Origin of the sequence: Xanthomonas vesicatoria ATCC 35937, from assembly GCF_001908725.1 — a bacterium.
In the GTDB taxonomy this organism is placed as follows: Bacteria; Pseudomonadota; Gammaproteobacteria; order Xanthomonadales; family Xanthomonadaceae; genus Xanthomonas; species Xanthomonas vesicatoria.
In genome coordinates, this window is sequence record NZ_CP018725.1 from 1209055 (window position 1) to 1232540 (window position 23486).

A 23486-nucleotide genomic window follows, 5' to 3' on the forward strand; every position below is an offset into this window, starting at 1 on the left:
GCGCCCGGCGTACCGGACCGAATCACCGCAGCGCTCGCCGCGCTGTGGACACTGCACGCCGCGCCTGTATGCGCGGCATCGGGCACAGGTCTACTTCGCCTTACCCTGATTGGCCACCGCTTCTGCAGCGCGCTTGGCCGCTTCCGGGTCGCCCAGGTAACGGAAGCTGCGCACCTGAAGGTTGTCGTCCAGTTCGAACAACAACGGAATACCGGTGGGGATGTTGAGCTCCAGGATCTGCTCGTTGGACACGTCGTTGAGGTACTTGTACAGCGCGCGCAGCGAGTTGCCGTGCGCGGTCACCAGCACGGTCTGCCCAGCCTTCAACTGCGGCGCGATCGCATCGTGCCAGTAGGGCAACACGCGCACCAGCGTGGTTGCCAGCGACTCCGTGCCCGGCAATGCGTTGCGATCCAGCGTGGCGTAGCGACGGTCGTGGCACGGGTGCCCCGGATCGTTGACGTCCATCGCCGGCGGCGGGATGTCATACGAGCGGCGCCAGATCTTGACCTGCTCTTCGCCATGCTTGGCCGCGGTTTCGGCCTTGTCCAAGCCTTGCAGACCGCCGTAATGCCGCTCGTTGAGGCGCCAACTCTTGGACACCGGCAGCCAGTCCTGATCGAGTTCCTTCAATGCGCCCTGCAGCGTATGGATGGCGCGCTTGAGCACCGAAGTGTGGGCAACATCGAACTGCAGCCCTTCGTCCTTCATCAGCTTGCCGGCCGCCATGGCTTCCTGCCGGCCCTGCTCGGTGAGTTCCACATCCACCCAGCCGGTGAAACGGTTGTCCAGATTCCATTGGCTCTGGCCATGGCGCAGCAGTACGAGTTTGCGGGTCACTACGGTTCTCCGATTGGGGGCCGATCAGCCTGCGATTGTAGCGGCAGCCAGCGCCTCGCTGGCGTGCACGATCTGCCCACGTGTGGCGCGCGATGCTGCGGTGATGTCGAACATCGCTCGCGTATTCGCCGATTGGGACGGCAGCGCCGCACAGGCGCGACAGTTGCAGCAGCAACTGGCACACCGCGTGGTCTTGCAAGACCAAGTCGCCGCAGCGCCGCAACTGCTGGCCGGTTTCGATGTGGGCTTCGAAGACGATGGCCAGACCACGCGCGCCGCCGCCGTGCTGCTGGATGCAACGACCTTGCTCCCGTTGGAAACGCATGTGGCCCGCGTGCCCACCTCGATGCCCTATGTGCCGGGCCTGCTCAGCTTTCGCGAATTGCCGGCGTTGCTGCAGGCGCTGGCACTGCTGTCGCGTACCCCGGACCTGGTGTTTGTCGACGGCCAGGGCATCGCGCATCCGCGCAAGCTCGGCATTGCTGCGCACTTCGGCGTGGTGACGGGGTTGCCGAGCATCGGCGTGGCCAAGCAACGGTTGGCCGGCCGCTTTGTCGACCCCGGCCCGGAGCGCGGCGAGCATAGCCGCATCCTGCTCGGCGGCACGCAGATCGGCTGGGCATTACGCAGCAAGCCGCGCTGCAATCCGTTGATCGTCTCGCCCGGGCATCGCGTCTCGATGCAAGGCGCACTCGACTGGACCGTGCGCACACTGCGCGGCTATCGCCTGCCCGAACCCACCCGCCTGGCCGATCGGCTGGCCTCGCGGCGCGGCGAGGTCGTCCTGCAAGGGACCGGGCCAGGCACACTGTTTTGACCCACAGCATCAGTTGCGGTCACAGCGCACACTGGTGTTTGAAGCATCGAAGAAGCCTGACGCCCCAGCTCGCCGCCTGGGGTATGCATTGCGTGATCCTCACAAGGCGTCTTGACGCCCGCCATGTCGCCAATGCCATCGCGAGTCTTCGGCGAACCACTTCCATCGGCACGCAGGCCGTCTTGGAGCCGCTGACAACTCGTAGCGAGCGGTCGTCAAGATGGTGCGGGCGGCGCTCAGAACCGGAGTGTACGGACGGGTGCATACCGATTCCGATCACCGACCGCGCCCGCCTGGACGCTACGCAGTCGTTCTGTTATCTGCGCTTATTGGATCTTTGCCCCGATGCCCGTTGTGTTGATGGTGAGAATCACGGTATCTCCAAGCGTAATGAATTGCGTGTTGACGCCTGCAACCCCCGTTCCCGTACGGCAATCGAGCGTGCTCATCCCGATGACGGTGTACTGGACGTTCTTGTCGATGTTCTGCAAGCGATTTTTCGCTCCGCCAAGCTTGAGACACAGCTGCGGGCCACGTATATCCGTCAGCAAAAGTGCCTTGACGCTAGGCGACGAATTGAAGGCATACAGTTCGACCGCACCAGGAATGCGGGGATCGCGCGCCTGTGCGAACGGAACTACAACCATCATGGCGCAAACACATAACGCCACACGGAATTTGCTGCGGCTTCCCGATAAAAACAGCATTGGCATTTCTCCAGAGCAATGAGTGGAAACGTGAAATACAGCGTGCACGCCGGCCCTCGAACGTCACAGCGCGTCAAGTCGGCGCGTAACACTATCTCTCGCCACCGCACAGCACGTGACCGAACCTCACCTCCCCGTCTTCAAAAACGAAGATTGCTCAGGTGCAGCGGCATTGATGGGTCAGCCCTGCAGGACGGGTCACAAGATCGCCAGGACGCGCCGGCTTCCGCACAGGCGTACACCCCCGCGGCTATCGACCATCGACCCACGCCTGCCGGAGCCACTGCCAGATGGATTTAAGTGTGGGAAGCTACGCGCGACTTCGTCACGAGCCACCGCCATGACCACGCTGATCGTCCCACGCGTCCACGACATCGGCGGGCTGCAAGTGCGTCGCGCCGTGCCCACCTTGCAGGCGCGCAGCGTGGGCCCGTTCGTGTTCGTCGACCATATGGGCCCGGCCGTGCTGGAGCCGGAGCACGGCATCGACGTGCGCCCGCACCCGCATATCGGCCTGGCCACGGTGACCTTCCTGTGGGCGGGCGAGATCGGCCATCGCGACACGCTCGGCTCTGATCAGGTGATCCGCCCAGGCGACGTCAACTGGATGACTGCCGGCCGCGGTATCGCCCACTCCGAACGCACGCCCGGCCCCGAGCGCGCGCGCGAACATGCACTGCATGGCATGCAGACCTGGATCGCGCTGCCGCGCTCTGCAGAAGAAACCGCACCGGCCTTCCACCATCACGCCGCCGCGAGCCTGCCGCAGCAGCGTCGCGATGGCGTGTGGCTGCGCGTGATCGCCGGCCGCGCCTATGGCGAAGAATCGCCGGTGCAGGTGTTCAGCGGCACCCTCAATGTGGCGCTGGATCTGGCCCCGGATGCCGAGATCGATCTGGACACCGGACACGCCGAGCGCGCGCTGTATATTTTGGAAGGCGAAGCGCAGCTGGATGGTGCCGACGTGCCGTCGCGCCACCTGATCGTGCCCTCGCCCGGCGCGCGCGGGCGCCTGCGCGCCAAGACACCGCTCAAGGCCATGCTGCTCGGCGGCGAGCCGCTGGATGGCCCGCGTCACCTGTGGTGGAACTTCGTGTCCAGCTCCAAGGAGCGCATCGAACAGGCCAAGGACGACTGGCAGGCCGGGCGCTTCGGCAGCATCCCCGGTGACGACAAGGAGTTCATCCCGCTGCCGGAAACGCCGGCACCCAATCCGGTCAATTACCCCTGAAACCATGCGCGAAACGGACCTGGCGGACGCAACCGCAGCGGGTCTCGCAACGGAAGTGCCCCGCCACACAAGCGATGCCACGCATGGATGCGACCCAGCTTGAGCACGCCCACAAAACTGTGGTAGTGATACTGCCGTAGTCGGAGCACGTCGCGTGGACGGCACGCTCGAGCGGGGAGCTTGGGACGGTGCAGCGGCACGAAAGACGACGTCGCCCCGCATTGTCATCCATCGCCGGGGAACACTTGAATGAAGTCCGCATCCTGCCTGTTCGGCCTGCCATTGCTGTTGGCCGCCGCAACCGCCCACGCCCAGACTGCGCCGGTCTGCCCGCCCCTGCCGCCCGCATCGGGACTGCAATGGAACGAGCTGGCCGGAGCCGACTATCTGGTCTGCAAGGCGGTCACCGCCGACGGCCGCCAGGTAGTGGGCGTGATGCTCACCACCCGCGACCCCGCCATGGCCCTGGCCCGCGACCGCCGCGCCGAGAAGGGCCAGATCCAGCAGGAACAGTTTTATTGGTACAAGCTTGATCTGGGCGGCCGCGAGATGCCGGGCATGGAATCGCGTCGCGTCACCGTGGTGGAGCTGGGCAAGAAGCGCTACGCGCAACTCTGGATCGACGGAGCCAGCACCGAGGAACTCGCCTCGATGCAATCGCTGGTGCAGGCGATGGATCTGCAGCCGGCCAGCCTGGCCTTGCAACGCTGAGGCAACGCTGGGTGCTGCGTGGCGTGATGCCACGCGTGCATCACACATGACCTACAAGGCAGGCCTAGCGCTTGCCGTGCTGAGGGTCTAACCACGCACCACCCAGATGCGATGCAACAGCCTTTCGCCAAGCTCAGCTCGCGCGATCGCCGCCAGCGTCCGCTGCCTGCAACCCACTGGAAATACGCACCTCGCCGGTCAATAGCCGATGGATCGGGCATTTGTCGGCCACTTCCATCACCGCGCGCGTTGCGCGTCATCCAGTGCGCCTTCGAGCACGATCTCACGGCTGATGTCGGTGCCTGCCGCACCGCGTTGGGTGTAATGCAGATGCACATGCACTGCCGTCAGCGGCCACCGTTTGCGTGCCGCCACCATCGACACCGTGATCGCGGTGCACGCACCCAACGCACCGAGCACTTGCGACTCCGGATCCGGCCCGGCATCGGCACCGCCGTTTGCCGGCTGGGTATCGCCCAACCAGCGGTGCTGCCCATCGTGGATGCTGACGGTGTACGGCACCGCTTCGGTGCTGACATGGACGGGGCGGTCACTCATGGCACTCTCCTGCGGTATATGACCTCGACACGGTCAGAACCGCCCCTCCTGGAAGTCGACGAACGCCTGCATCAATTCCTGCTTGGTGTTCATCACGAACGGGCCATGCCGCATCACCGGCTCGTTGAGGGGCCGGCCCGCTACCAGGATCAGCTGCGCGCCCTGCGCACCAGCGCGCAGCGTTAGCCGCTCGCCGCCGCCCAGCACCGCCAGTTCCTGCGCAGGCAGCCTGCGCGCAGCATCGCCCTCGCCCATTGCAACGTCGCCTTCAAACGCATACGCAAACGCGTTGTGGCCGCCGGGCAGCAGGTAATCCCACTCCACATTCGGTTCCAAGGCGATATCCAGGTACACCGGGCTGGTTGCAGGTTGCAGGATCGGACCGATCACCTCGCCCACCGCACCGGCAATCACCTTGACCGTCACGCCAGGCGCCGGCTGCGCCACCGGGATATGGTCGGGCGCGTATTCCTGGTACTTGGGCTTGGTCATCTTGTCGCGCGCCGGCAGGTTCACCCACAGCTGAAAGCCGCGCATGCGCCCGGATTCCTGCTCCGGCATTTCCGAATGGATCAGGCCGCGGCCGGCGGTCATCCACTGCACGCTGCCCGGGGTCAGCAGGCCTTCGTTGCCGTGGTTGTCCTTGTGCCGCATCCGCCCGTCGAGCATGTAGGTCACCGTCTCGAAGCCGCGATGCGGATGGCTCGGAAAACCGCCGATGTAGTCCTCGGCCTTTTCGGTGCCGAACTCGTCGAGCATCAGAAACGGGTCCAACTCCGGCAGCTGCTGGGTGCCGATGACGCGGGTCAGCTTGACGCCGGCGCCGTCGGAGGTCGGCAGGCCGCGGATGGTGCGCAGCACATGCGCCGCTGTCGTGGTGGTGGTGCTCATTGCGTGTTCCCTGTGCCGTGTTTCGGTGCGCCAATGATGGGTGCGCATGCTGCAGCGCCCAACCACGGCCATTGCAACCGATCGTTCCAAACGCTGGCCGCCGTGTGGCGGGCGCTAGCGCACCGCGTCCCCGAACGCTCTACGACCAAAGTTTTACCCTGCCGCGGAGCGCTGCCATTGACCGCAGCCGGGCACGGGGGGACCCTTGGGCGAATCGTTCCTGAGGGGCATGCATGAAAGGGTTCTCGAAGCTGGCCTGGGGCGCGCTCGCGCTGCTGGCCGCGTTCTGTCTGGGTACCGTGGCGCTACAGCGCGGCGAGCATATCAACGCGTTGTGGATTGTGGTGGCGGCGGTGTCGATCTATCTGATCGCCTACCGGTTCTACAGCCTGTTCATCGCCGACAAGGTGATGCAGCTCGACCCCACCCGCGCCACGCCGGCGGTGGCCAACAACGATGGCCTGGACTACGTGCCCACCAACAAGCACGTGCTGTTCGGGCATCACTTCGCTGCGATCGCCGGCGCCGGACCGCTGGTCGGCCCGGTGCTCGCCGCACAGATGGGCTACCTGCCCGGTCTGCTGTGGCTGGTGGTCGGCGTGGTGTTCGCCGGCGCGGTACAGGACTTCGTGGTGCTGTTCCTGTCCAGCCGCCGCAACGGCCGCTCGCTGGGCGATCTGGTGCGCGAGGAAATGGGCCAGGTGCCCGGCACCATCGCCCTGTTCGGCGCCTTCCTGATCATGATCATCATCCTGGCGGTGCTGGCGATGGTGGTGGTCAAGGCGTTGGCCGAGAGCCCGTGGGGCATGTTCACGGTGATCGCCACCATGCCCATCGCGATCATGATGGGCGTGTACATGCGCTACATCCGCGTCGGCAAGATCGGCGAGATCTCGGTGGTGGGGCTGATCCTGCTGCTGGGCGCGATCTGGCTGGGCGGCAAGGTCGCCGCAGACCCGACCTGGGGCCCGGCCTTCACCTTTACCGCCAAGCAGATCACCTGGATGCTGATCGGCTACGGCTTCGTCGCCTCGGTGCTGCCGGTGTGGCTGCTGCTGGCGCCGCGCGATTACCTGTCCACCTTCCTCAAGATCGGCACCATCCTCGCGCTGGCGATCGGCATCCTGGTCGTGATGCCGGATCTGAAGATGCCGGCCCTGACCCAGTTCGCCTCCACCGGCGACGGCCCGGTGTGGAAGGGCGGCATCTTCCCGTTCCTGTTCATCACCATCGCTTGTGGCGCAGTCTCCGGTTTCCATGCGTTGATCGCCTCGGGTACCACGCCCAAGCTGCTCGCCAACGAAGGCCACATGCGCTACATCGGCTACGGCGGCATGCTGATCGAATCGTTCGTGGCGGTGATGGCGCTGGTGGCGGCCTCGATCATCGAGCCGGGCATCTACTTCGCCATGAACAGCCCCGCCTCGCTTGTCGGCACCGACACCATTGCGGTTGCGGCCAAGGTCTCCGAATGGGGCTTTGCGATCACCCCTGACGTGCTGGAAGCCACGGCCAGGGACATCGGCGAGCACAGCATCCTGGCCCGCGCCGGCGGTGCGCCCACCCTGGCGGTGGGCATCGCGCAGATCCTGCATCAGCTATTGCCGGGCGAAGACACCATGGCGTTCTGGTATCACTTCGCCATCCTGTTCGAAGCCTTGTTCATCCTCACCGCGGTGGATGCCGGCACGCGTGCGGGCCGCTTCATGCTGCAGGACCTGCTGGGCAACTTCATCCCGGCGCTGAAGAAGACCGAATCGTGGACCGCCAACATCATCGCCACCGCCGGCTGCGTGGCGCTGTGGGGCTACCTGCTCTATACCGGCGTGATCGATCCGTTCGGCGGCATCCAGACGCTGTGGCCGTTGTTCGGCATCTCCAACCAGATGCTGGCGGGTATTGCGTTGATGCTGGGCACCGTGGTGCTGTTCAAGATGAAGCGCGACCGCTATGCGTGGGTCACCATCGTGCCGGCGCTGTGGCTGTTGCTCTGCACGACCTATGCCGGGCTGATCAAGATCTTCGACAGCAACCCGGCGCAGGGCTTCCTGGCGCAGGCGCACAAGTTCCAGGCCGCCATCGCCAGCAACACCATCACCGCACCGGCCAAGACGGCGCCGCAGATGCAGCAGATCGTCACCAATGCCTACGTCAACACCGGGCTGACCGTGCTGTTCCTGTTCGTGGTGGCGTCGATCCTGCTCTATGCGATCAAGACGATCATCGCCGCGCGCCGCAACCCGCAACGCACTGACCGCGAAACACCGTACGTAGCCTTGCAGCCGCATCAGATGGCGGATCTGTGATGGGCACCCAACTCGTTCTTGCCAGTCAATATCAGGTACATCGCCGTCTCTGGCGGCGGCTCATCCAGACCGCGCGCCTGTGTTGCGGCATTCCCGACTACGACAACTACGTGCGCCACATGCTGGAAAAACACCCGGACAAACCGGTGATGGACTACCCCACCTTCTTTCGCGAGCGGCAGGATGCGCGCTACGGCGGAAAGAGCGGGTTTCGTTGTTGCTGATTAGCTGAGTGGCTGATCATCTAGTGAAACCGCAACAGGGCGCGATGCGAATCGTGCCCTGTTGCGTTGATGGCTTGAGTTAACCGCAGGGCTTTTGCCTGCCACCATCACGGGACGCCCCGCAAGGCAGAGGGCTGATCTGCAGTTTTGCTGCAAGGCCCTTGCCCGCTCACCATCGCGGAACACGCAGCAAGGACGTCCTTGTAAGCTCTTACGCGGCATCCATGCCGCGCAAGGTCCTGCGACGGTGAGCGGGCAAGGACCCGTCGAGATGGTCGGTGTGCAAGATGAGGTGCTTGCAATTGGCGAATTCTCATGTCGTTGCGGCCCGCAGCAGCAAGCCAATGCAACTAGCAAGCTGGCCTGGTTTTCACCTAGCGACCGACCAACCCTCTGGTGCGGTGTCCTCGCCGCTTGCGGGACCGTGTGGCGGCATGGATGCCGTCACCGAGCCCCCAGGGGCGGGTTCACGGCGTGTCCCGCAAGCGGTGAGGGCATCGCACGCTCGACCAACGACGCTTTTGATCTAAAAGGGGCTCACAAAACGTCGCGAGCAGTCGTCAGGCACCGGCCGCGCCCGCCTGGTGGCTGCGCAGTCGTCGTATTAGCTGCTCTAGGCATTCGACTGCAGCCAAACGATGCGACGACGCGACATCCTCAACCAGCGCGCTTTTGCACGAGCCGCTCGAACAACGCAGGCAAATTACGCATATCGTCGAACACCTCCAGCACGCCGATCCGACGCAAGGTCTCGCCGTGCCCCTGCGGAATATGGCTGGCACCGGTAAACCCCAGCACCTGCATGCCCGCTGCCAGCGCCGCGGTGGCACCGGTCGGGCTGTCTTCGATCACCAGGCAACGCTCCGGCGCGACACCGGCGGTGCGCGCGGCCAGCAGGTATACATCCGGTGCCGGCTTGGGCAGCTCCACCATATCGGCGCTGAAAATGCGCCCGGCAGCGCGCGCGGTCAGCCCAACCCGCTCCACAGATGCGATCACGTTGTGACGCCGGCTGTTGGAGGCTACCGCCAACGGCAACGGAATCTGCTCCAGCGCCTCGCGCACGCCTGCAATCGGCTGCACCTCGGCCTTGATCAAGGCCTCGCTGCGCGCCTGGATCTGCGCCAGCAAGGTGTCCGGCAACTGCAGCGCAAAGTGCTCTTCCACCCGCCGCAACACCTCGCGCGTGGTCTGCCCGAACGTGGTCCCCAGCAGATGTTCCAGCGGCACGGCCGGCACGAATGCTGCCAGCGCCTCGCGCATCACTCGGTCGGCCAGGATTTCGCTGTCGACAAGAACCCCATCGCAGTCACTGATCAGTAGCTCGTACGCCATTGCACCCATCTGCTCGCAAAGCGCCATTATGCCGGCCAGCTTGTGACCGTCGGCTGTGGCGCGGTGCTGGCAGGGGGAGAACTACGCCCGCGCGCGCGTCCAAAAGGTCCGTCATCAAGCAGACCCGACCAGGTGACCAACCTCCGCGCCCATGTCACAAAATCTTACCGCTTATGATTTTTACAGCTGGTAGGATCGCCCCGCTGTGGCGGGACTTGCCGCAGCGTCACCAGGAATGCGATCAGGAGAAGGAGATTTCGATGCAGACGCGATTCCCCACCCTGCTCGTTCTTGCGACCTCGTTTTTCGCGGTCTCATGCACCGCCTCGCCCGGTGCCAAGGAGCAAACCACCATGTCAGCTACGCTGCAGGACCACGCCGTCGCTTTCCGCGACCCCGGTCTGACCGACATCGCCAACGCCATCGCGCACGGCGACGTTGCACGGATCAAAACGCTCGCCCCCACCGTCGATCTGGCCGCACATGGCGATCAGAACGTGACCTTGCTGGAATGGGCGATCTGGAACGAACAACCACGCGCCCTGGACGCGCTGCTCGACGCAGGCGCGGACCCCGCACTGCCAGGCATGGACCAGGAAACCGTCGTGCACATGGCCGCCATGGCGCAGGACCCGGAATACCTGAAGATTCTGCTGCGGCACAAGGCGCCGATCGATGTGGTCAGCGCACGCGCCGGGTGGACGCCGCTGTTCCGCGCGGTGCAAAGCAAGCGCGATGCGCAGATCGGCCTGTTGCTCGATGCAGGCGCCGACGTGCAGCGTGTCGACCACCCCGGTAACAGCCTGCTGCATCTGGCCGCACAAAGCGGCGCCTCCAGCCCGGCAGTGCTGCAATTGCTCAAGGCCGGCGTGAACCCCACGGTGCGCAATGCGCAGCAGAAAACTTTCCAGGCATATTTTTTCACTACGCCGGATCGGCTGCTCAATGCCACCGGACAACAGGTCAGGTCGGATGTGCGCGCTTGGTTGAGCGCCCATAACATTCCCGTGGAAAGCAGCCGCTAAGCGCGCTTTCCGTACGACGCACGCAAGGAGCTGCGCATGCCCCCGTCAAATTCCAGTGACTCATCCACCCCGTTCGCCGAGTCGATGCGCGGACAACAACCGCAGCCGCAGGACCGGCAGTTTCCGGCGCTGCTGCAAGATCTCTACGCCACCGCCAATCAACGCCGCGAAGGCGGCGCCGAGAGCTTTGCGCCGCTGGCCAACGGCTGGTCGCGCATGGACGACAGCGCGTTGCAGCAGGCGGGCATCGATCCGGCGCTGCTGCACGACGCCAAAAGCGGCTTCGATGCCGCGTTCTATCGCAACGATCAAGGCCAGGTGGTGCTCGGTTTTTGCGGCACCGACGAAGGCAAGGACTGGAAGCACAACATCGGCCAGGGCCTGGGCTTCGACGATGCGCAATACGCATCGGCAATCCAGCTCGGCAGCCAGGTCAAACAGGCCTTCGGCGACCAGGTGGTGATCTCCGGCCATTCGTTGGGCGGTGGTCTGGCATCGGCGTCGGCCATGGTCAACGATATTCCCGCAGTGACGTACAACGCGGCCGGCGTCAACGACCGCACCCTTGAACGCGAGGGTCTGGATGCATCGGCAGCCAAGCAGTACGCCAGCGACGAGTTGATTCGCGGCTACCACGTCAAGAACGAAATCCTCACCCATCTGCAGGAAGACAGCATTCCGCTGAAGTGGACGATGCCCAACGCGGCAGGTCACCAGATCGAATTGCCGGAGCCGGACCCGCTGTCGTTCGGGCAGCGGCTGGTACCCGGCATGATGCTCAAGCATCGCCTGGACCTGCACGGCATGGACTCGGTGATCAAGGCGCAGGACATGCAGTCGCCCGACCAGGCGCGTGGCGCGTCGTTGCAGCCTGGAAGCCAGCTGTTCAACGACGCGGTGGTGCAGCTGGATGGCCAACGCGAGCGGCTGGGGCTGCGCGACAACACCGCGTTTATCAACACGGCCGCCAGCGTGGCTGCGCGTGCAGGTAACGACGGCCTGCAGCGGATCGATCATCTGGTGCCCAACCGCGATGGCGACAGCCTGATTGCGGTGCAAGGCCGCATGGACGACCCGGCGCATCTGCGCAGCCATGTACAGACCGCGTCAGCTGCCAACGAACCTGCACAAGGCAATGTCAGTCAGTTGCAGCAGCACAACCAGCAGCACACGCAGCAGCCTGCCCAGCAGCAGGAAGAGCAGCGTCGCGTGATTCAGCAATAATTTGCTCGGCAAACGGTGCCGCAGTCAGCGTTCGTCAGGTAGACGCGTGCGGTGCGAGTGGCCGCACAAAGCCGATCCCTTTGCCCAGCAAACCGATCGGCGGTGTCATGGGGCTGTTCCAGGCAGCAGCTCCATGACACCGGCCGCACGGCGTAACGCAGCACTAGCCTGCCCCGGCCATCGCCCGCAAGGTGATGCCCACCAGATAGGCCAGATAAGTGCCGGTGGCATAGCCCATCGTGCCCAGCAACACGCCCACCGGAGCCAACGCCGGATGGAACGCCGCAGCGACGACCGGCGCAGATGCCGGTCCGCCGATATTTGACTGCGAGCCAATCGCAAAATAGAAGAACGGCACCCGCAACCAGCGCCCCAGCGCCCACAGCAGCGCGATGTGCACAGCGATCCAGATCAGCCCGAGCAGGAACAGCCACGGCCGATCCAGCAGCGCCAGCAGGTCCATCTGCATGCCGATGCAGGCGATCAGGAAATACAGCAGCAACGAGCCGATCCTGGAGGCGCCCGCGCCTTCCAGGGTCCGCGCGCGGGTGAAGCTCAACAGCAATCCCAGACTGGTCGCCAGCACCACCACCCACACGAACGGCGCGTCCAGACTGAATTGGCCGGACCAGCTCAGGTGCGCCTTGCACCAGGTGGCCAACGGGCTAGCCAGCGCGTGGGCCAAGCCGACCCCGCCGAATGCCACCGCCACGATCACCATCAGGTCGGCCAGGCTGGGGATACGCGCGTGTTCGGCGTGGAAGCGCGCCATACGCTCCTGCAAGGCGTCCAGCGCACGGGTGTCGGCACCGCTGCGGCTATCGATCTTGCGCGCGCGGCCGGCCAGGAAAATCAGCGCCGCCATCCACACGTAGCCGACGCCGACATCGACCACCGCAAACTGCCCGAACGTGGTCGCGTCGACATTGAACACTTCGCGCATCGCCAGCATGTTGGCGCCGCCGCCGATCCAGCTACCGGCCAATGCGGCCATGCCCGCCCAGGTGTCGCCGGCGACGGTGGCCGGGTGCAGCCACCGCATCACCCAGAAAGCGACCACCGCGCCCAGCATGATGCTCACCGATGCGCCCAGATACATGGCAACCAGCTTGGGGCCCAGCCCCAGGATCGCGCGCAGATCGATGCTCAGCGTGAGCAGGATCAACGCGGCCGGCAACAGCACGTCGCGAGCGATGGGGTTGTACAGGCGCGTGTTGGCGCCATCGATCAGCCCGACGGTGTTGTAGATGCCGGGCAGCAGGTAGCACAGCAACAAGGCCGGTACCACGGCATAGAAGCGCCGCCACGGGCCTTGCGTGCGCGATGCGGTCCAGAACACCGCACCCAGGGTGGCGGCGATCAGGCCGAAGACGACGATATCGTTTTGAATCAGTGCAGACGCAGGCGCATTCACCGCAGGCGGTCATCCGGACAGAGGGCCGCCAACGCGGATCGCGCCGGGAGCGGCCGATGCCAGTGAATCTAGCCGACCACGTCGGTAGCGCAAACCCTTCTGGCGATTCCGGCTGCTGCGACCACGGCGTTCGAGGCAGGCCTGAGCGCGGATGCGATGGATCGCTTCGCTAGTCGCGCAGAGTGAGGGTGAACGCTCGGTCCCGCTCGGCTGGCGATAGCAGGGTCACGCGGCGATGAGCCAGCAGCTGGAAAACAAGGTAGCGTCGCAGTTGCATCGCTTTGTCCAAACCGCTCGGGCACCCCACGCTGCGCTGGCCATCACGATCAACGCCGGCACACGCCAAGCGCTCAACCGTAGCGCCGCACCACACGTTCGCCTTCGGCGGTATTCAGCACCACGCCGCTGGGCTGGCCGGTGGTCAGGCAGTGCAGTTTGGCCATCAGCTCGGCATTTTCCAGCGCGCCCTGCTCGCGCAGGTAGCGCAGCGGCGACCATTCCGGGCGGGTCACCCACCAGCCGCCTTGTTCGGGGTGAATGCGTACGACGTAGCGGGACTGGTCCATGGGGTCCTCCGGGCGGTGAGTAGAGCGGTCAAACACAGGTGCGAGCGCGCCGGACAGGCGCATCACGCGAGGAATTGGGACAAACCGTGCCGCGTCCGGGAGCCAACATGCCCTTACTCAAGGGGCCGCGGGAGAGTGGCCGATGGCCCCGCGTTTGGCATAGTGAGCATGCTCTTTGACGCATGGCCACACCGTCGGGCGGACACTGGCATCCGGGTAGGAAAATTCTTACGTGACACACGTCTCGCTGAGCGCTACATTCCGCAACGAAGGGTGAAGAACCCTTCACAAGCAGCCGCCACGGGAGCGCAGACGGCTTGCAGGGGATCAGGGCGCGCTCGAACGACACCTTGGGGAGGGTTGGCATGTATCTGCTCAGAAAGTTCCAGTTTCCGGTCAAGACCGCGATGGTGGTGGGCTACGTTCTGGTCATCCGGGAAGCCTTGGTGCTTTGGTCCTGATCGGCATCGGCGCACCGCGGATCAGGCTGTCGGAAATCGACAGCTGATACCCGTCATCGCGTCTCACTCCCGGTCCACCCACCCGCGTTGCTGCGCCGCCGCCAGATCGGCCGGCGTGTCCACGTCCAGCGCCAGCGCCGGTGCGCTGACGCAGCCTAGCGTCTGCACATCCAGACCGGCGAACAGCGCGCGCAGACCGCTATCGCCCTGCAGCGTAACGTCGGCCCAGGCGGTATGTGTCACCACCGCAGGAATGCCGCGCACGCCGGCATAGCCGCTGGTGGCACACCCCGAAGTGGCACGATCGGCTTCGTCCAGCAAAGCCCGCAAATGCGGTGCTTCCAATGCCGGTTGATCGCACCCCAGAATCAGGCTGCGTCGTAGCGTCGCGTCGTCCCGCACATGCCGGCGCAGCGCCGCCAGGCTGGAGCCCATCCCGGCAGACCAGTCGGCATGCCGCAGCACTTCTACGTCCAGCCCCTGCAGTACATCCGATAGCCGATCGGCATCGGCGCCCAGCACGACGACGCAGCGGCGTGGTGCGGTCTGCAATGCAATGCGTGCAGAGCGCCGCAGCAATGGTTCGCCGTCGCGCATCAGCAATTGCTTGGAGCGGCCGAGCCGGCTCCCTGCACCTGCTGCCAACACCAATGCGGCATGGTCGCTGCTCATACGCAAGGCCTGGTCAATGCATGACAACTGCCACACATGCCGCCGTGACTGCCCGCGGCATCCAACCTGCTTGCATCGCTGAGCCCTGCATGCGAGCAGTTGCCACCTAGCGGCGATTCGACAATAGGCATGTCGCAAAACACGGCGTCATAAGAGAAGAAATCAGGAGACATGGCGACGTCGTGTGTAATGGAGACCGCCTCAGCGTAGAGACCGCGCTGTGCGTGCGGGGTGACTACGCGACGATCAACTACGTATAGCGCTCGCGCCATCTCGTCATGCAACAACGCGCGACAGATCCATCAATGTGCCCTGCTATCGAGCCTATCGAGATGATCGACGTGCCATGTGTGCTACGGATTCGCAAGGATGGCGCGCACGGCGCTGCTTCCAGATGGATTACGTGCACGAAGCGAGCCGTTGGCGAAGACCGCGGACGCGAAGCGCGACATCACGCTTAAAACATCAATCACCTAAGCGGCAGAAATACCGATGTGCAGATCCGCCATCGCCTGCGTTGCTTCTGCAATGATGCCCAGCGCAATGGTGTGCGGCGACGAGCGACCCATGCGCCACCCCGCAGGCAGGCGTAGACGCGCAAGCGCAGCATCGTCGTGCCCCAGCGCGCGCAACGCCTGCAGACGGTTGTCGCGTTTGCTTCGGCTGCCCAGGATGCCGATGCACGCCGCATCGGATTCCAGGCCGCGACACGCGACCTGCAGATCGATCTCGCTGTCGTGCGCAAGGCTGTACAGCGCCGTGCCGGCATCCAGTTGCAACTCTCGCAACGCATCGTGCAGGCCGCGGCGATCATAGTGTTCAGGCGCAAGACCGGGCGGCGGTTCACTGGGGCCGTGTGGCCGCAGCACACGCATCTCGATCCCCATCTGATTGGCCATTGCTACTAGCACCAGCAATGCCGGGTCAGCACCGACCAGCACCAGCCTCAAGGGCGGCCGATGTACGCGTAGAAATTCACCTGGACGCACATCGTGCATGGCCGATGGGTAGCGCACGCTTCCGGTCCTGCGATCCAGCGCCACATGAAACGCGCGGCGATGCTGACGCGCATTGCGCCAGCGCGCCAGATATTCAGCCAGATCCGGTACCGGCCATACCAGCACACCGATACGGCCGCCACAGCTGAGCTGGATATCCAGCACCTCGCTGCCTTCGCCATAATCCAGCCACCTGGGCTGTCCATCGCGTAGTGCGGACATCGCTTCATGCGCCACCGCCGCTTCGACACAACCACCGGATACGTAGCCGGCAACCTGCCCATCGGCCGCGATCGCCATTTCGCTTCCCAATGGGCGCGGCGAGGAGCCCTGCACATCGATCAACGTCGCGATCGCAACCCGCTGGCCGGCGCGGTGCCAGGCAGTGAGCACCGGCAGCAGATCGTCATGCAATGCGTAGCTCGGCCATGCCGGCCACGCCGGCTTGGCCGGCGTTGCATGCGTGACCGGAGCGACGACTGCACTCACGCGCGCAGTTGCTCGGGCAGATGCGGTAGCAGTTTTTCCAATGTGACCGAATAGTCGCGCACACGCACGCCTGTTGCGTTGTAGACCGCGTTGGCAATCGCCGCAGCCACACCGCAAATGCCCAGCTCGCCCACGCCCTTGGCCTTCATGGGCGAGGACATCGGGTCGCTTTCTTCCAGGAACACCACTTCCTGATGCGGGATGTCCGCATGTACCGGCACTTCGTAACCGGCCAGGTCGTGGTTGACGAAGAACCCAAAGCGCTTGTCCACCGCCAGTTCCTCCATCAACGCCGCGCCCGCGCCCATGGTCATGCCGCCAATCACCTGGCTGCGTGCCGACTTGGGGTTGAGGATGCGTCCAGCCGCGCAGACTGCAAGCATGCGGCGGATGCGCACCTCGGCCGTGGTGATATCCACGCCGACTTCGACAAAGTGCGCGCCGAAGGTTGACAGCTGATGCGTCTTGGACAGATCACCGAACTCGATCTTGTCCTCCACCACCAGGGCGCCGCTCGCTGCGGCATCGCCGAGTGGGACACGCTTGCCGCCGGCACGCACATGGCCGTCGGCAAATTCGGCCTTGGCCGGGTCAAGACCCAGTCGATTGGCGATCGCTTCGCGCAGCTTGACCGCGGCTGCGTATACGCCAGCCGTCGAGCTATTGGCGCCCCACTGACCACCGGAACCGGACGATGCGGGAAAGCTCGAATCGCCCAGCCGCACGTCGACCCAGTTCAGCGGCACACCCAGCATCTCGGCAGCGGTCTGCGCGATGATGGTGTAGGAGCCGGTGCCGATGTCGGTCATGTCGGTTTCCACCACCACGCGGCCGCCTTGCTCCAGGCGCATCCGCGCACCGGAGGTCATGGCGATGGCGTTGCGGAATGCAGCGGCCACGCCCATGCCAACCAGCCAACGGCCATCACGGGTGCTGGCAGGCGTGCGCTTGCGGTTGGACCAACCGAACTGCTTTGCCCCATCTTCCAGGCACTTGACCAACTGCCGCTGCGAGAACGGCCGCTGCGGATTTTCGGGGTCCACCTGGGTATCGTTGACGATGCGGAACTTGACCGGGTCCATCTCCAGCTTCTCGGCCATTTCGTCCATCGCCACTTCCAACGCCATCAAGCCCGGTGCTTCGCCGGGCGCGCGCATCGCATTGCCCTCGGGCAGATCCAGCACCGCCAGTCGCGTGGAGATCAGGCGATTGGCACCGGCGTACAACAATTGCGTCTGCGATGCAGCGATTTCGGGCGCGCCGCCAGGCAAGTCGCCCGACCAACTCTCATGGGCGATGGCGGTGATCTTGCCATCGCGTTGGGCACCGATGCGGATGCGCTGCACGGTGGCCGGACGATGCGTGGTGTTGTTGGCGATCAGCGGGCGCGGCAGCATGACCTTGACCGGACGTTTGACTTCGCGCGCGGCCAACGCGGCCAATACGGCATCGGCACGCAGAAACAGCTTGCTACCAAAACCGCCGCCGACATAGGGCGACATGATCCGCACATTCTCGCGCGGAATGCCCAACGTGACGGCCAGATCGCGCGCGCCCCAATTGATCATCTGGTTGGACGTCCACACGCTGAGCTTGTCGCCGTCCCACATCGCAGTTGATGCGTGCGGCTCCATCATGGCGTGCGAGTGATCGGGCGTGGTGTATTCGGCGTCCAGTTGCACCGGCGCCACGGCGAAGGCGCTATCGAAATCGCCGACGGCGCTATTGGGGGCACCGCCTTCCTTGGTGACCTCGGCGCCACTGCGCGCTTTTTTCAGATCGTATGCGCCGACATGGCGACCGTAGTCGACCTTGATCAACTGCCCCGCTGCGCGCGCCTGCTCGAAGGTTTCGGCGATCACCACTGCAATCGCCTGGTGGTAGTGCTGGATCTCCGGGCCGCCCAATAACTTAGCGGTATTGAGCTTGCCCTTGTGCAGCTTGCCGGCGTTTTGTGCGGAGACGATGCCGAGCACACCAGGCGCATTGCGCGCGGCGCTCAGATCGATGCTGCGGATCGTGCCCTTGGCAATCGCTGCCCCGACGACATGGCCGTAAGCAGCGCGGCCAGGCAAGTCATGATGTTCGTAAGCGTATGGTGCTCGACCAGTGGTCTTGAGTGGCCCATCGATGCGATCGACGGGTTTGCCCACGATCTTGCCTTGATCGATAGGATTGGTGCCGGCAGGCGTATCGAATTTCATATCAGGCCCTCGTGTCGGCCAGGATCGCGGTCAAGGTGCGTTCCACCAGCGGCACCTTGAATGCGTTGTGTTCAGTGGGCTGTGCGCCATCCAGCAGCACAGAAGCGATGGCACGTGCGCCTTGGCGTGATTGCGCTTCGGCCGCTTCACTGCGCCATGGCTTGTGCGCCACCCCACCCACGCCGATGCGCGCCGTACCATCGCGCTGCACGACAGCGGCAACCGAAACCAAGGCAAACGCATACGAGGCGCGGTCGCGCACCTTGCGATAGACATGCGTTCCGCCGAGCGGCTTGGGCAAGGTCACCGCAGTGATCAGCTCGCCCCGTTCCAGCACGGTTTCCAGATGCGGCGTGGTCCCCGGAGCCCGATAGAACTCGGCCAACGGCACCGCGCGCGTCTGTCCATCCGGCCGCACGGTTTCCACCGTGGCGTCCAGCACGCGCATCGCAATGGCCATGTCGCTGGGATGAGTGGCAATGCAGGCTTCGCTGGCACCGATCACCGCCAGTTGACGGTTGAAGCCGCCAATGGCCGCGCAACCACTTCCAGGCAGGCGCTTGTTGCACGGCTGATTGGTGTCGTAAAAATACGGGCAACGCGTGCGCTGCAGCAGATTGCCCGCCGTGGTCGCGCGATTGCGCAGCTGGCGGATGCACCTGCCAAGAGCGCGCGCGACAGCACTGCGTAATCGCGGCGAACGCGCGCATCGGCGGCAAGGTCGGTATTTCGCACCAGTGCACCGATGCGCAGGCCGCCCTCAGGCGTCGCGTCGATGGTATCCAGGCTCAATCCGTTGACGTCGATCAGATGCGATGGCGTTTCGATCTGCAGCTTCATCAGATCCAGCAGATTGGTGCCGCCGGCGATGAATTTGGCGCCCGGCTGACGCGCGGCTTTGGCCGCTGCATCTGCCGCCGAGGTGGCGCGCTCGTAGCTGAAAGCCTTCATGCCCGCGCTCCGGCAACTTCATTGATCGCTTCGACGATGTTGGAATACGCGCCGCAACGGCAGATGTTGCCGCTCATGCGCTCCTGCAGTTCCGGCGTGGTGAGCCGGGTCTTGGCGGTCAAATCCTCGGTCACGTGGCTGGGAATGCCGCGTTTGACCTCATCGAGCACCGCCACTGCCGAACAGATCTGGCCGGGTGTGCAATAACCACACTGATAGCCATCGTGTTTGACGAAAGCTGCCTGCATTGGATGCAGCTTGTCCGGTGTGCCAAGGCCCTCGATGGTGGTGACCTTTGCGCCCTGATGCATCACTGCCAACGACAGGCAGGAATTCATGCGCTGCCCATCGACGATGACGGTACATGCGCCGCACTGTCCATGATCGCAGCCCTTTTTGGTGCCGGTCAGCTGCAAATGCTCACGCAAGGCGTCCAGCAAGGTGGTGCGGTTATCCAGTGTCAGCATCACCGGCTTGCCATTGACCTCGAACGCAACCTCGCTGGAAGAATTTGCCGGCTCTACCGCCTGCCGTTGCGACACGGCCGCGGCCGCCATTGATTGGGTTGCGGCAACGCTGGCTGCCGACGCCGTGCCAGCGATCAGTACTTCGCGACGGGTCATCTTGATGTCTCTCATGGCTGGCATCTCCAACAATGCTGGCTAGTACAGTTTTTTATCAATGTGCAGCGCCGACGGTCACAAGCGTGTGAGTACGCCGTGGGCGCGATGCACTGGGCAGTCATTCGATTCTAGTTGTCGCCTACGCCTGCATTGGCGTTGGAGCCGGCATGCGTCTATGAAACGTGCTCATCACTGTATGGAGTTGCCGGAAAGCAACACGGCAATAGCAGGAGGCTTTGGCAGCATCGACTGCGAGCACAATCACACATTGGCTGCGTCGCGCTGGTCACGCAATACGGGTCAATGATCGCGGATTATCAATGCGCGGCGCGTGCTGATGCCATTACTCGAATCTACTCGGCGCAACGACGCTGGCCACAGTCGTGAGGCCAGCGCGTCCGGGCATCGGGGTATCAGAACTCCAGCACGATCTTGCCAAGATGCCCACCGGCCTTCTGCAATGCGAACGCCTCGCCAATGTCGTCCAGCGCGTAGCTACGGTCGATGACCGGGCGCAGCGGCAGCCCATCCAGGGCGCGCACCAGCTCCTGCTGATGTCGGCGACTGCCGACCACCAAACCCTGCAGGCGCTGCTGACGCCCCATCATCTCTGCGGTCGGCACCGGGCCGGCCGCACCGGTCAACACACCGATCAAGGCGATGTGCCCGCCCACCCGCGCAGAACGGATCGATTGCGCCAACGTGCCGGGGCCACCGACCTCGACCACATGGTCCACGCCGCGCCCGTCGGTGATCTCCAGCACCTGCCGCGACCACTCGGCGTGCTGCCGATAGTTGATGACGTGATCGACACCCAGCGCCCGTACCTTTTCCAACTTCTCATCGGACGAAGACGTGGCGATCACGGTCGCGCCCATCGCCTTGGCGAACTGCAGCGCAAAGATCGACACGCCCCCCGTGCCCAGCACCAGCACGCTGTCGCCTGCCTTCAGGCCACCATTGGCAACCAGCGCACGCCAGGCGGTGACGCCGGCAGTGGTCAAGGTGGCCGCCTGTGCGTGGCTGTACCCGGTTGGCGCATGGGTAAATGCCTGCGCAGCGGACACAACCGCACTACGTGCATACCCATCGATACCATCGCCCGGCGTGGTCGCAAAGCCAGTGTGCAGCGGTTCGCCATCCAGCCATTGCGGGAAGAACGTAGACACCACATGGTCACCAACGGCGAACTCGCTGACGTCTGCGCCGACCGCTTCGACCACACCGGCGCCATCGGACATCGGGATGCGTCCATCGGCCGTCGGCATCTGCCCGAGCACGACGCCCAGATCATGGAAATTGAGCGAGCTGGCGTGCAGACGTACCCGGATCTGCCCGTTTGCGGGCTGGCCCGGATCGGGCAATTCGACCAATTTCAGTGCGTTGAGACCAGCAGGATGCGAGAGGCGAACAGCGCGCATGGGGAAGTCCTCAAGTAATGAATTCGATTCCATCGATAGCACGGGCGCCGTTACGCGAATGCAGTCGAGCTGGCTTGAAGGACGGCACCCGGTGTCCGCCAATGGGGCGCAAACGGTAGCGTAATGACACCGTCGTCAGCGGCCGCTGCATGCTGCGCCGCGTTGTCACACCCCGGCATGCCGCGTTGCATTGCGCTCCAAATCACAGAAACGCGTTGTGCAACCGCATCTGTACGCAGCCGGCACAACGGTGATGCATAGGCTGGCACACCGGTTGCATCTCCCTGGTGTCCGGACAGGTAGCTACAGTGACGTCAACAACCAAGCAGCGGCGGCAACGTGCACAACGCATTGCGTTGCACTTCGTGCTGACCGCTTCATGGGTGCTACTGCTCGGTTCGGAATATTGGTCCATCCACGAAGAACGCGGTTCGGCGCTGCGCAGTGCCGAGGCACAGTCGTTGAACCTAGCCAACTCGCTGGCGCAGCACGCCAGCGACACCATGTCGATTGCCGACGCAGTGCTGTCCGGCCTGGTCGCGCGTGTTGAACACGACCAGAACGACACCGGCACCCGCGTAGCACTGCACGAGTTTCTGGTGCGCTAAGCAAGGCGTTCGGACCGGCTGCGTGGCATCTTTCTCTACGCGGCAGATGGCAGCTGGGTGAGCTCGTCGCTGGACAGCACGCCCAGAACCCACAACAACGCCGACCGTGCCTACTTCAAATATCACCGCGACCATCGCGACGCGTTGTCGCTGGTCGGGCAGCCGGTAAAGAGCCGCTCCGATGGCAGCTGGGTCCTGACCCTGAGCCGCCGCCTCAATGGCCCGACTGGCGAGTTTGCCGGCGTGGTATTGGTGACGTTGCAGCTGAAGTATTTCCAGCATTACTACAGCACCTTCGAGGTTGGACCACACGGCACCATCGGCCTGACCAACGACGATGGCATTGTGCTGGTCCGTCGGCCCGACAAGCAGGGCACCATCGGCAGCTCGATTGCCGGCACCTCGATCTACGTGAGCATGCGCGCGCGCCGACATGGCACGGCGACCTATCGCTCGCCGATCGATGGCGTGGAGCGCATCTCCAGCTTCGCCCCGGCACGGCCGTATCCGCTGACCGTGCTGACCGGTGTATCGGTAGACGATGCGCTGGCCAATTGGCGGCAGGCCGCAGGTCAGCGCGTCGTCATCGCCACGCTCGGCTGCGCCTTGCTGCTAGGCGTGGGTATCTGGCTGGACCTGCAGCTGCGCCGCATGCATCGCAACGAAGCCAAGCTCAGTTCGGAGGCCTGGGTGGATGCACTGACCGGCATCGCCAACCGGCGCGCATTCGACCACCAGTTGTCGCAAGCCTTGCAGGAGGCGGTGCGCCTGCAATCGCCGTTGTCCGTGCTGATGCTCGATGTCGATCACTTCAAGCTCTACAACGACACCTATGGCCATGTGAACGGCGATGCCTGCCTGCGCCTGATTGCCGGCGCCATTACCGGCTGCGCGCGTCGCAGCAATGACGTGGCGGCACGCTACGGCGGCGAAGAATTCGGGATGATCCTGACGCACACCGATGCCGCCGGTGCGCTGCGCCTGGCCGACGCCGTGCGCAGCGCCGTGGCCGAACTCGGCCTGATGCATCTGTCCAGCCCGACCAGCGCACACGTCACTGTCAGCGTCGGTGCTGCCACCTTCGAACCGGGCGAAGTCCCAATGAGCTCCGACGACATCGTGCACGACGCCGATTCGGCGCTATATCGCGCCAAGCAGCGCGGGCGCGATCGTGCCTCGGCGTGATCCAGGTGCGGGCGACGCCGCTGTA

The 23486-nt window shown here is 64.3% G+C and carries 18 protein-coding genes, 1 other RNA gene and 3 pseudogenes; 8 read left to right on the plus strand and 14 right to left on the minus strand.

The window, feature by feature from the left end; genetic code table 11:
* Nucleotides 1–90 precede the first annotated feature (90 nt).
* Nucleotides 91–840 (minus strand): 2,3-diphosphoglycerate-dependent phosphoglycerate mutase, encoded by a 750-nt coding sequence (gene gpmA / locus BJD12_RS05285; protein WP_005993513.1) that lies wholly within the window; start codon nt 838–840, stop codon nt 91–93.
* A gap of 103 nt (nt 841–943) precedes the next feature.
* On the opposite strand from gpmA, the gene nfi reads away from it, so the two are divergent.
* Nucleotides 944–1657, plus strand: coding sequence for a deoxyribonuclease V (gene nfi / locus BJD12_RS05290; protein WP_005993515.1), 714 nt, complete (start codon nt 944–946; stop codon nt 1655–1657).
* A 189-nt stretch (nt 1658–1846) separates the two neighbouring features.
* On the opposite strand, the gene BJD12_RS05295 is transcribed toward nfi, so the two are convergent.
* Nucleotides 1847–1922: non-coding RNA, sX9 sRNA (locus BJD12_RS05295), on the minus strand.
* Between the two features lie 61 nt (nt 1923–1983).
* On the minus strand, nt 1984–2364 hold the full coding sequence (locus BJD12_RS05300; protein WP_126936607.1) for a hypothetical protein: 381 nt from the start codon (nt 2362–2364) through the stop codon (nt 1984–1986).
* Between the two features lie 340 nt (nt 2365–2704).
* Here BJD12_RS05300 and BJD12_RS05305 point away from each other — a divergent pair, with 340 nt between their 5' ends.
* Nucleotides 2705–3595: a pirin family protein gene (locus BJD12_RS05305; RefSeq protein WP_005993519.1), complete on the plus strand. Its 891-nt coding sequence runs from the start codon at nt 2705–2707 to the stop codon at nt 3593–3595.
* Nucleotides 3596–3844: 249 nt separating this feature from the next.
* Nucleotides 3845–4306 carry a hypothetical protein gene (locus BJD12_RS05310; RefSeq protein ID WP_005993521.1) on the plus strand — a complete coding sequence of 154 codons (462 nt, stop codon included), beginning with the start codon at nt 3845–3847 and terminating at the stop codon, nt 4304–4306.
* 133 nt (nt 4307–4439) lie between these two features.
* Here BJD12_RS05310 and BJD12_RS05315 read toward each other — a convergent pair.
* Together BJD12_RS05315 and BJD12_RS05320 are read right to left on the minus strand one after the other, a co-directional pair.
* Nucleotides 4440–4864, minus strand: a pseudogene (locus BJD12_RS05315) (OsmC family protein).
* 33 nt (nt 4865–4897) lie between these two features.
* A complete protein-coding gene (locus BJD12_RS05320) occupies nt 4898–5755 on the minus strand; it encodes a pirin family protein (RefSeq protein ID WP_005993526.1) in 858 nt (285 codons plus the stop codon).
* Nucleotides 5756–5988: 233 nt separating this feature from the next.
* Between BJD12_RS05320 and BJD12_RS05325 the strand changes: the two genes are divergently transcribed.
* Together BJD12_RS05325 and BJD12_RS05330 are read left to right on the plus strand one after the other, a co-directional pair.
* A complete protein-coding gene (locus tag BJD12_RS05325) occupies nt 5989–8061 on the plus strand; it encodes a carbon starvation CstA family protein (RefSeq protein WP_005993529.1) in 2073 nt (690 codons plus the stop codon).
* Nucleotides 8061–8285 (plus strand): YbdD/YjiX family protein, encoded by a 225-nt coding sequence (locus tag BJD12_RS05330; protein ID WP_005993531.1) that lies wholly within the window; start codon nt 8061–8063, stop codon nt 8283–8285. The genes BJD12_RS05325 and BJD12_RS05330 overlap by 1 nt, the downstream gene beginning before the upstream one ends.
* A 657-nt stretch (nt 8286–8942) precedes the next feature.
* Here BJD12_RS05330 and BJD12_RS05340 read toward each other — a convergent pair.
* Nucleotides 8943–9647 (minus strand): HAD family hydrolase, encoded by a 705-nt coding sequence (locus BJD12_RS05340; protein ID WP_039420001.1) that lies wholly within the window; start codon nt 9645–9647, stop codon nt 8943–8945.
* Nucleotides 9648–9835: 188 nt separating this feature from the next.
* Here BJD12_RS05340 and BJD12_RS05345 point away from each other — a divergent pair, with 188 nt between their 5' ends.
* Both BJD12_RS05345 and BJD12_RS05350 read left to right on the plus strand, forming a co-directional pair.
* Nucleotides 9836–10645 carry an ankyrin repeat domain-containing protein gene (locus BJD12_RS05345; protein ID WP_162096976.1) on the plus strand — a complete coding sequence of 270 codons (810 nt, stop codon included), beginning with the start codon at nt 9836–9838 and terminating at the stop codon, nt 10643–10645.
* A 36-nt stretch (nt 10646–10681) separates the two neighbouring features.
* Nucleotides 10682–11869: a Tle-like phospholipase domain-containing protein gene (locus BJD12_RS05350; protein WP_042828809.1), complete on the plus strand. Its 1188-nt coding sequence runs from the start codon at nt 10682–10684 to the stop codon at nt 11867–11869.
* A gap of 163 nt (nt 11870–12032) precedes the next feature.
* On the opposite strand, the gene BJD12_RS05355 is transcribed toward BJD12_RS05350, so the two are convergent.
* From BJD12_RS05355 to BJD12_RS05390, 8 genes and pseudogenes are all read right to left on the minus strand, one after another.
* Nucleotides 12033–13283: a DUF819 family protein gene (locus BJD12_RS05355; protein ID WP_005998373.1), complete on the minus strand. Its 1251-nt coding sequence runs from the start codon at nt 13281–13283 to the stop codon at nt 12033–12035.
* A 350-nt stretch (nt 13284–13633) separates the two neighbouring features.
* Complete coding sequence (locus BJD12_RS05360) at nt 13634–13849, minus strand: hypothetical protein (protein WP_039420004.1); 216 nt, start codon at nt 13847–13849, stop codon at nt 13634–13636.
* A gap of 524 nt (nt 13850–14373) precedes the next feature.
* Nucleotides 14374–14982, minus strand: coding sequence for a nucleotidyltransferase family protein (locus BJD12_RS05365; RefSeq protein ID WP_005998367.1), 609 nt, complete (start codon nt 14980–14982; stop codon nt 14374–14376).
* Between the two features lie 473 nt (nt 14983–15455).
* Nucleotides 15456–16469: an XdhC family protein gene (locus BJD12_RS05370; protein ID WP_039420006.1), complete on the minus strand. Its 1014-nt coding sequence runs from the start codon at nt 16467–16469 to the stop codon at nt 15456–15458.
* Entirely contained in the window at nt 16466–18673 is a 2208-nt protein-coding gene (paoC, locus tag BJD12_RS05375; RefSeq protein ID WP_005998360.1) for an aldehyde oxidoreductase molybdenum-binding subunit PaoC, read from the minus strand. Before paoC ends, BJD12_RS05370 begins: the two co-directional genes overlap by 4 nt.
* Nucleotide 18674: 1 nt before the next feature.
* Nucleotides 18675–19624 (minus strand): annotated as a pseudogene (locus BJD12_RS05380) (FAD binding domain-containing protein).
* Nucleotides 19621–20262, minus strand: a complete 642-nt coding sequence (paoA, locus tag BJD12_RS05385) for an aldehyde dehydrogenase iron-sulfur subunit PaoA (RefSeq protein ID WP_039420008.1) — start codon at nt 20260–20262, stop codon at nt 19621–19623. Before paoA ends, BJD12_RS05380 begins: the two are co-directional and overlap by 4 nt.
* A gap of 398 nt (nt 20263–20660) precedes the next feature.
* Nucleotides 20661–21668, minus strand: coding sequence for a zinc-dependent alcohol dehydrogenase family protein (locus tag BJD12_RS05390; RefSeq protein ID WP_039420010.1), 1008 nt, complete (start codon nt 21666–21668; stop codon nt 20661–20663).
* 308 nt (nt 21669–21976) lie between these two features.
* On the opposite strand from BJD12_RS05390, the pseudogene BJD12_RS05395 reads away from it, so the two are divergent.
* Nucleotides 21977–23461 (plus strand): annotated as a pseudogene (locus BJD12_RS05395) (sensor domain-containing diguanylate cyclase).
* Nucleotides 23462–23486 lie beyond the last annotated feature (25 nt).

Bases quoted from the DNA above. Each gene is read 5' to 3' on its own strand.
- BJD12_RS05320 (WP_005993526.1), bottom strand. From the start codon at position 5,755: ATGAGCACCACCACCACGACAGCGGCGCATGTGCTGCGCACCATCCGC.
- BJD12_RS05300 (WP_126936607.1), bottom strand. From the start codon at position 2,364: ATGCTGTTTTTATCGGGAAGCCGCAGCAAATTCCGTGTGGCGTTATGT.
- BJD12_RS05340 (WP_039420001.1), bottom strand. From the start codon at position 9,647: ATGGCGCTTTGCGAGCAGATGGGTGCAATGGCGTACGAGCTACTGATC.
- BJD12_RS05350 (WP_042828809.1), top strand. From the start codon at position 10,682: ATGCCCCCGTCAAATTCCAGTGACTCATCCACCCCGTTCGCCGAGTCG.
- paoC (WP_005998360.1), bottom strand. From the start codon at position 18,673: ATGAAATTCGATACGCCTGCCGGCACCAATCCTATCGATCAAGGCAAG.
- BJD12_RS05305 (WP_005993519.1), top strand. From the start codon at position 2,705: ATGACCACGCTGATCGTCCCACGCGTCCACGACATCGGCGGGCTGCAA.
- paoA (WP_039420008.1), bottom strand. From the start codon at position 20,262: ATGAGAGACATCAAGATGACCCGTCGCGAAGTACTGATCGCTGGCACG.
- BJD12_RS05330 (WP_005993531.1), top strand. From the start codon at position 8,061: ATGGGCACCCAACTCGTTCTTGCCAGTCAATATCAGGTACATCGCCGT.
- BJD12_RS05325 (WP_005993529.1), top strand. From the start codon at position 5,989: ATGAAAGGGTTCTCGAAGCTGGCCTGGGGCGCGCTCGCGCTGCTGGCC.
- nfi (WP_005993515.1), top strand. From the start codon at position 944: ATGTCGAACATCGCTCGCGTATTCGCCGATTGGGACGGCAGCGCCGCA.
- BJD12_RS05365 (WP_005998367.1), bottom strand. From the start codon at position 14,982: ATGAGCAGCGACCATGCCGCATTGGTGTTGGCAGCAGGTGCAGGGAGC.
- BJD12_RS05360 (WP_039420004.1), bottom strand. From the start codon at position 13,849: ATGGACCAGTCCCGCTACGTCGTACGCATTCACCCCGAACAAGGCGGC.
- BJD12_RS05310 (WP_005993521.1), top strand. From the start codon at position 3,845: ATGAAGTCCGCATCCTGCCTGTTCGGCCTGCCATTGCTGTTGGCCGCC.
- BJD12_RS05390 (WP_039420010.1), bottom strand. From the start codon at position 21,668: ATGCGCGCTGTTCGCCTCTCGCATCCTGCTGGTCTCAACGCACTGAAA.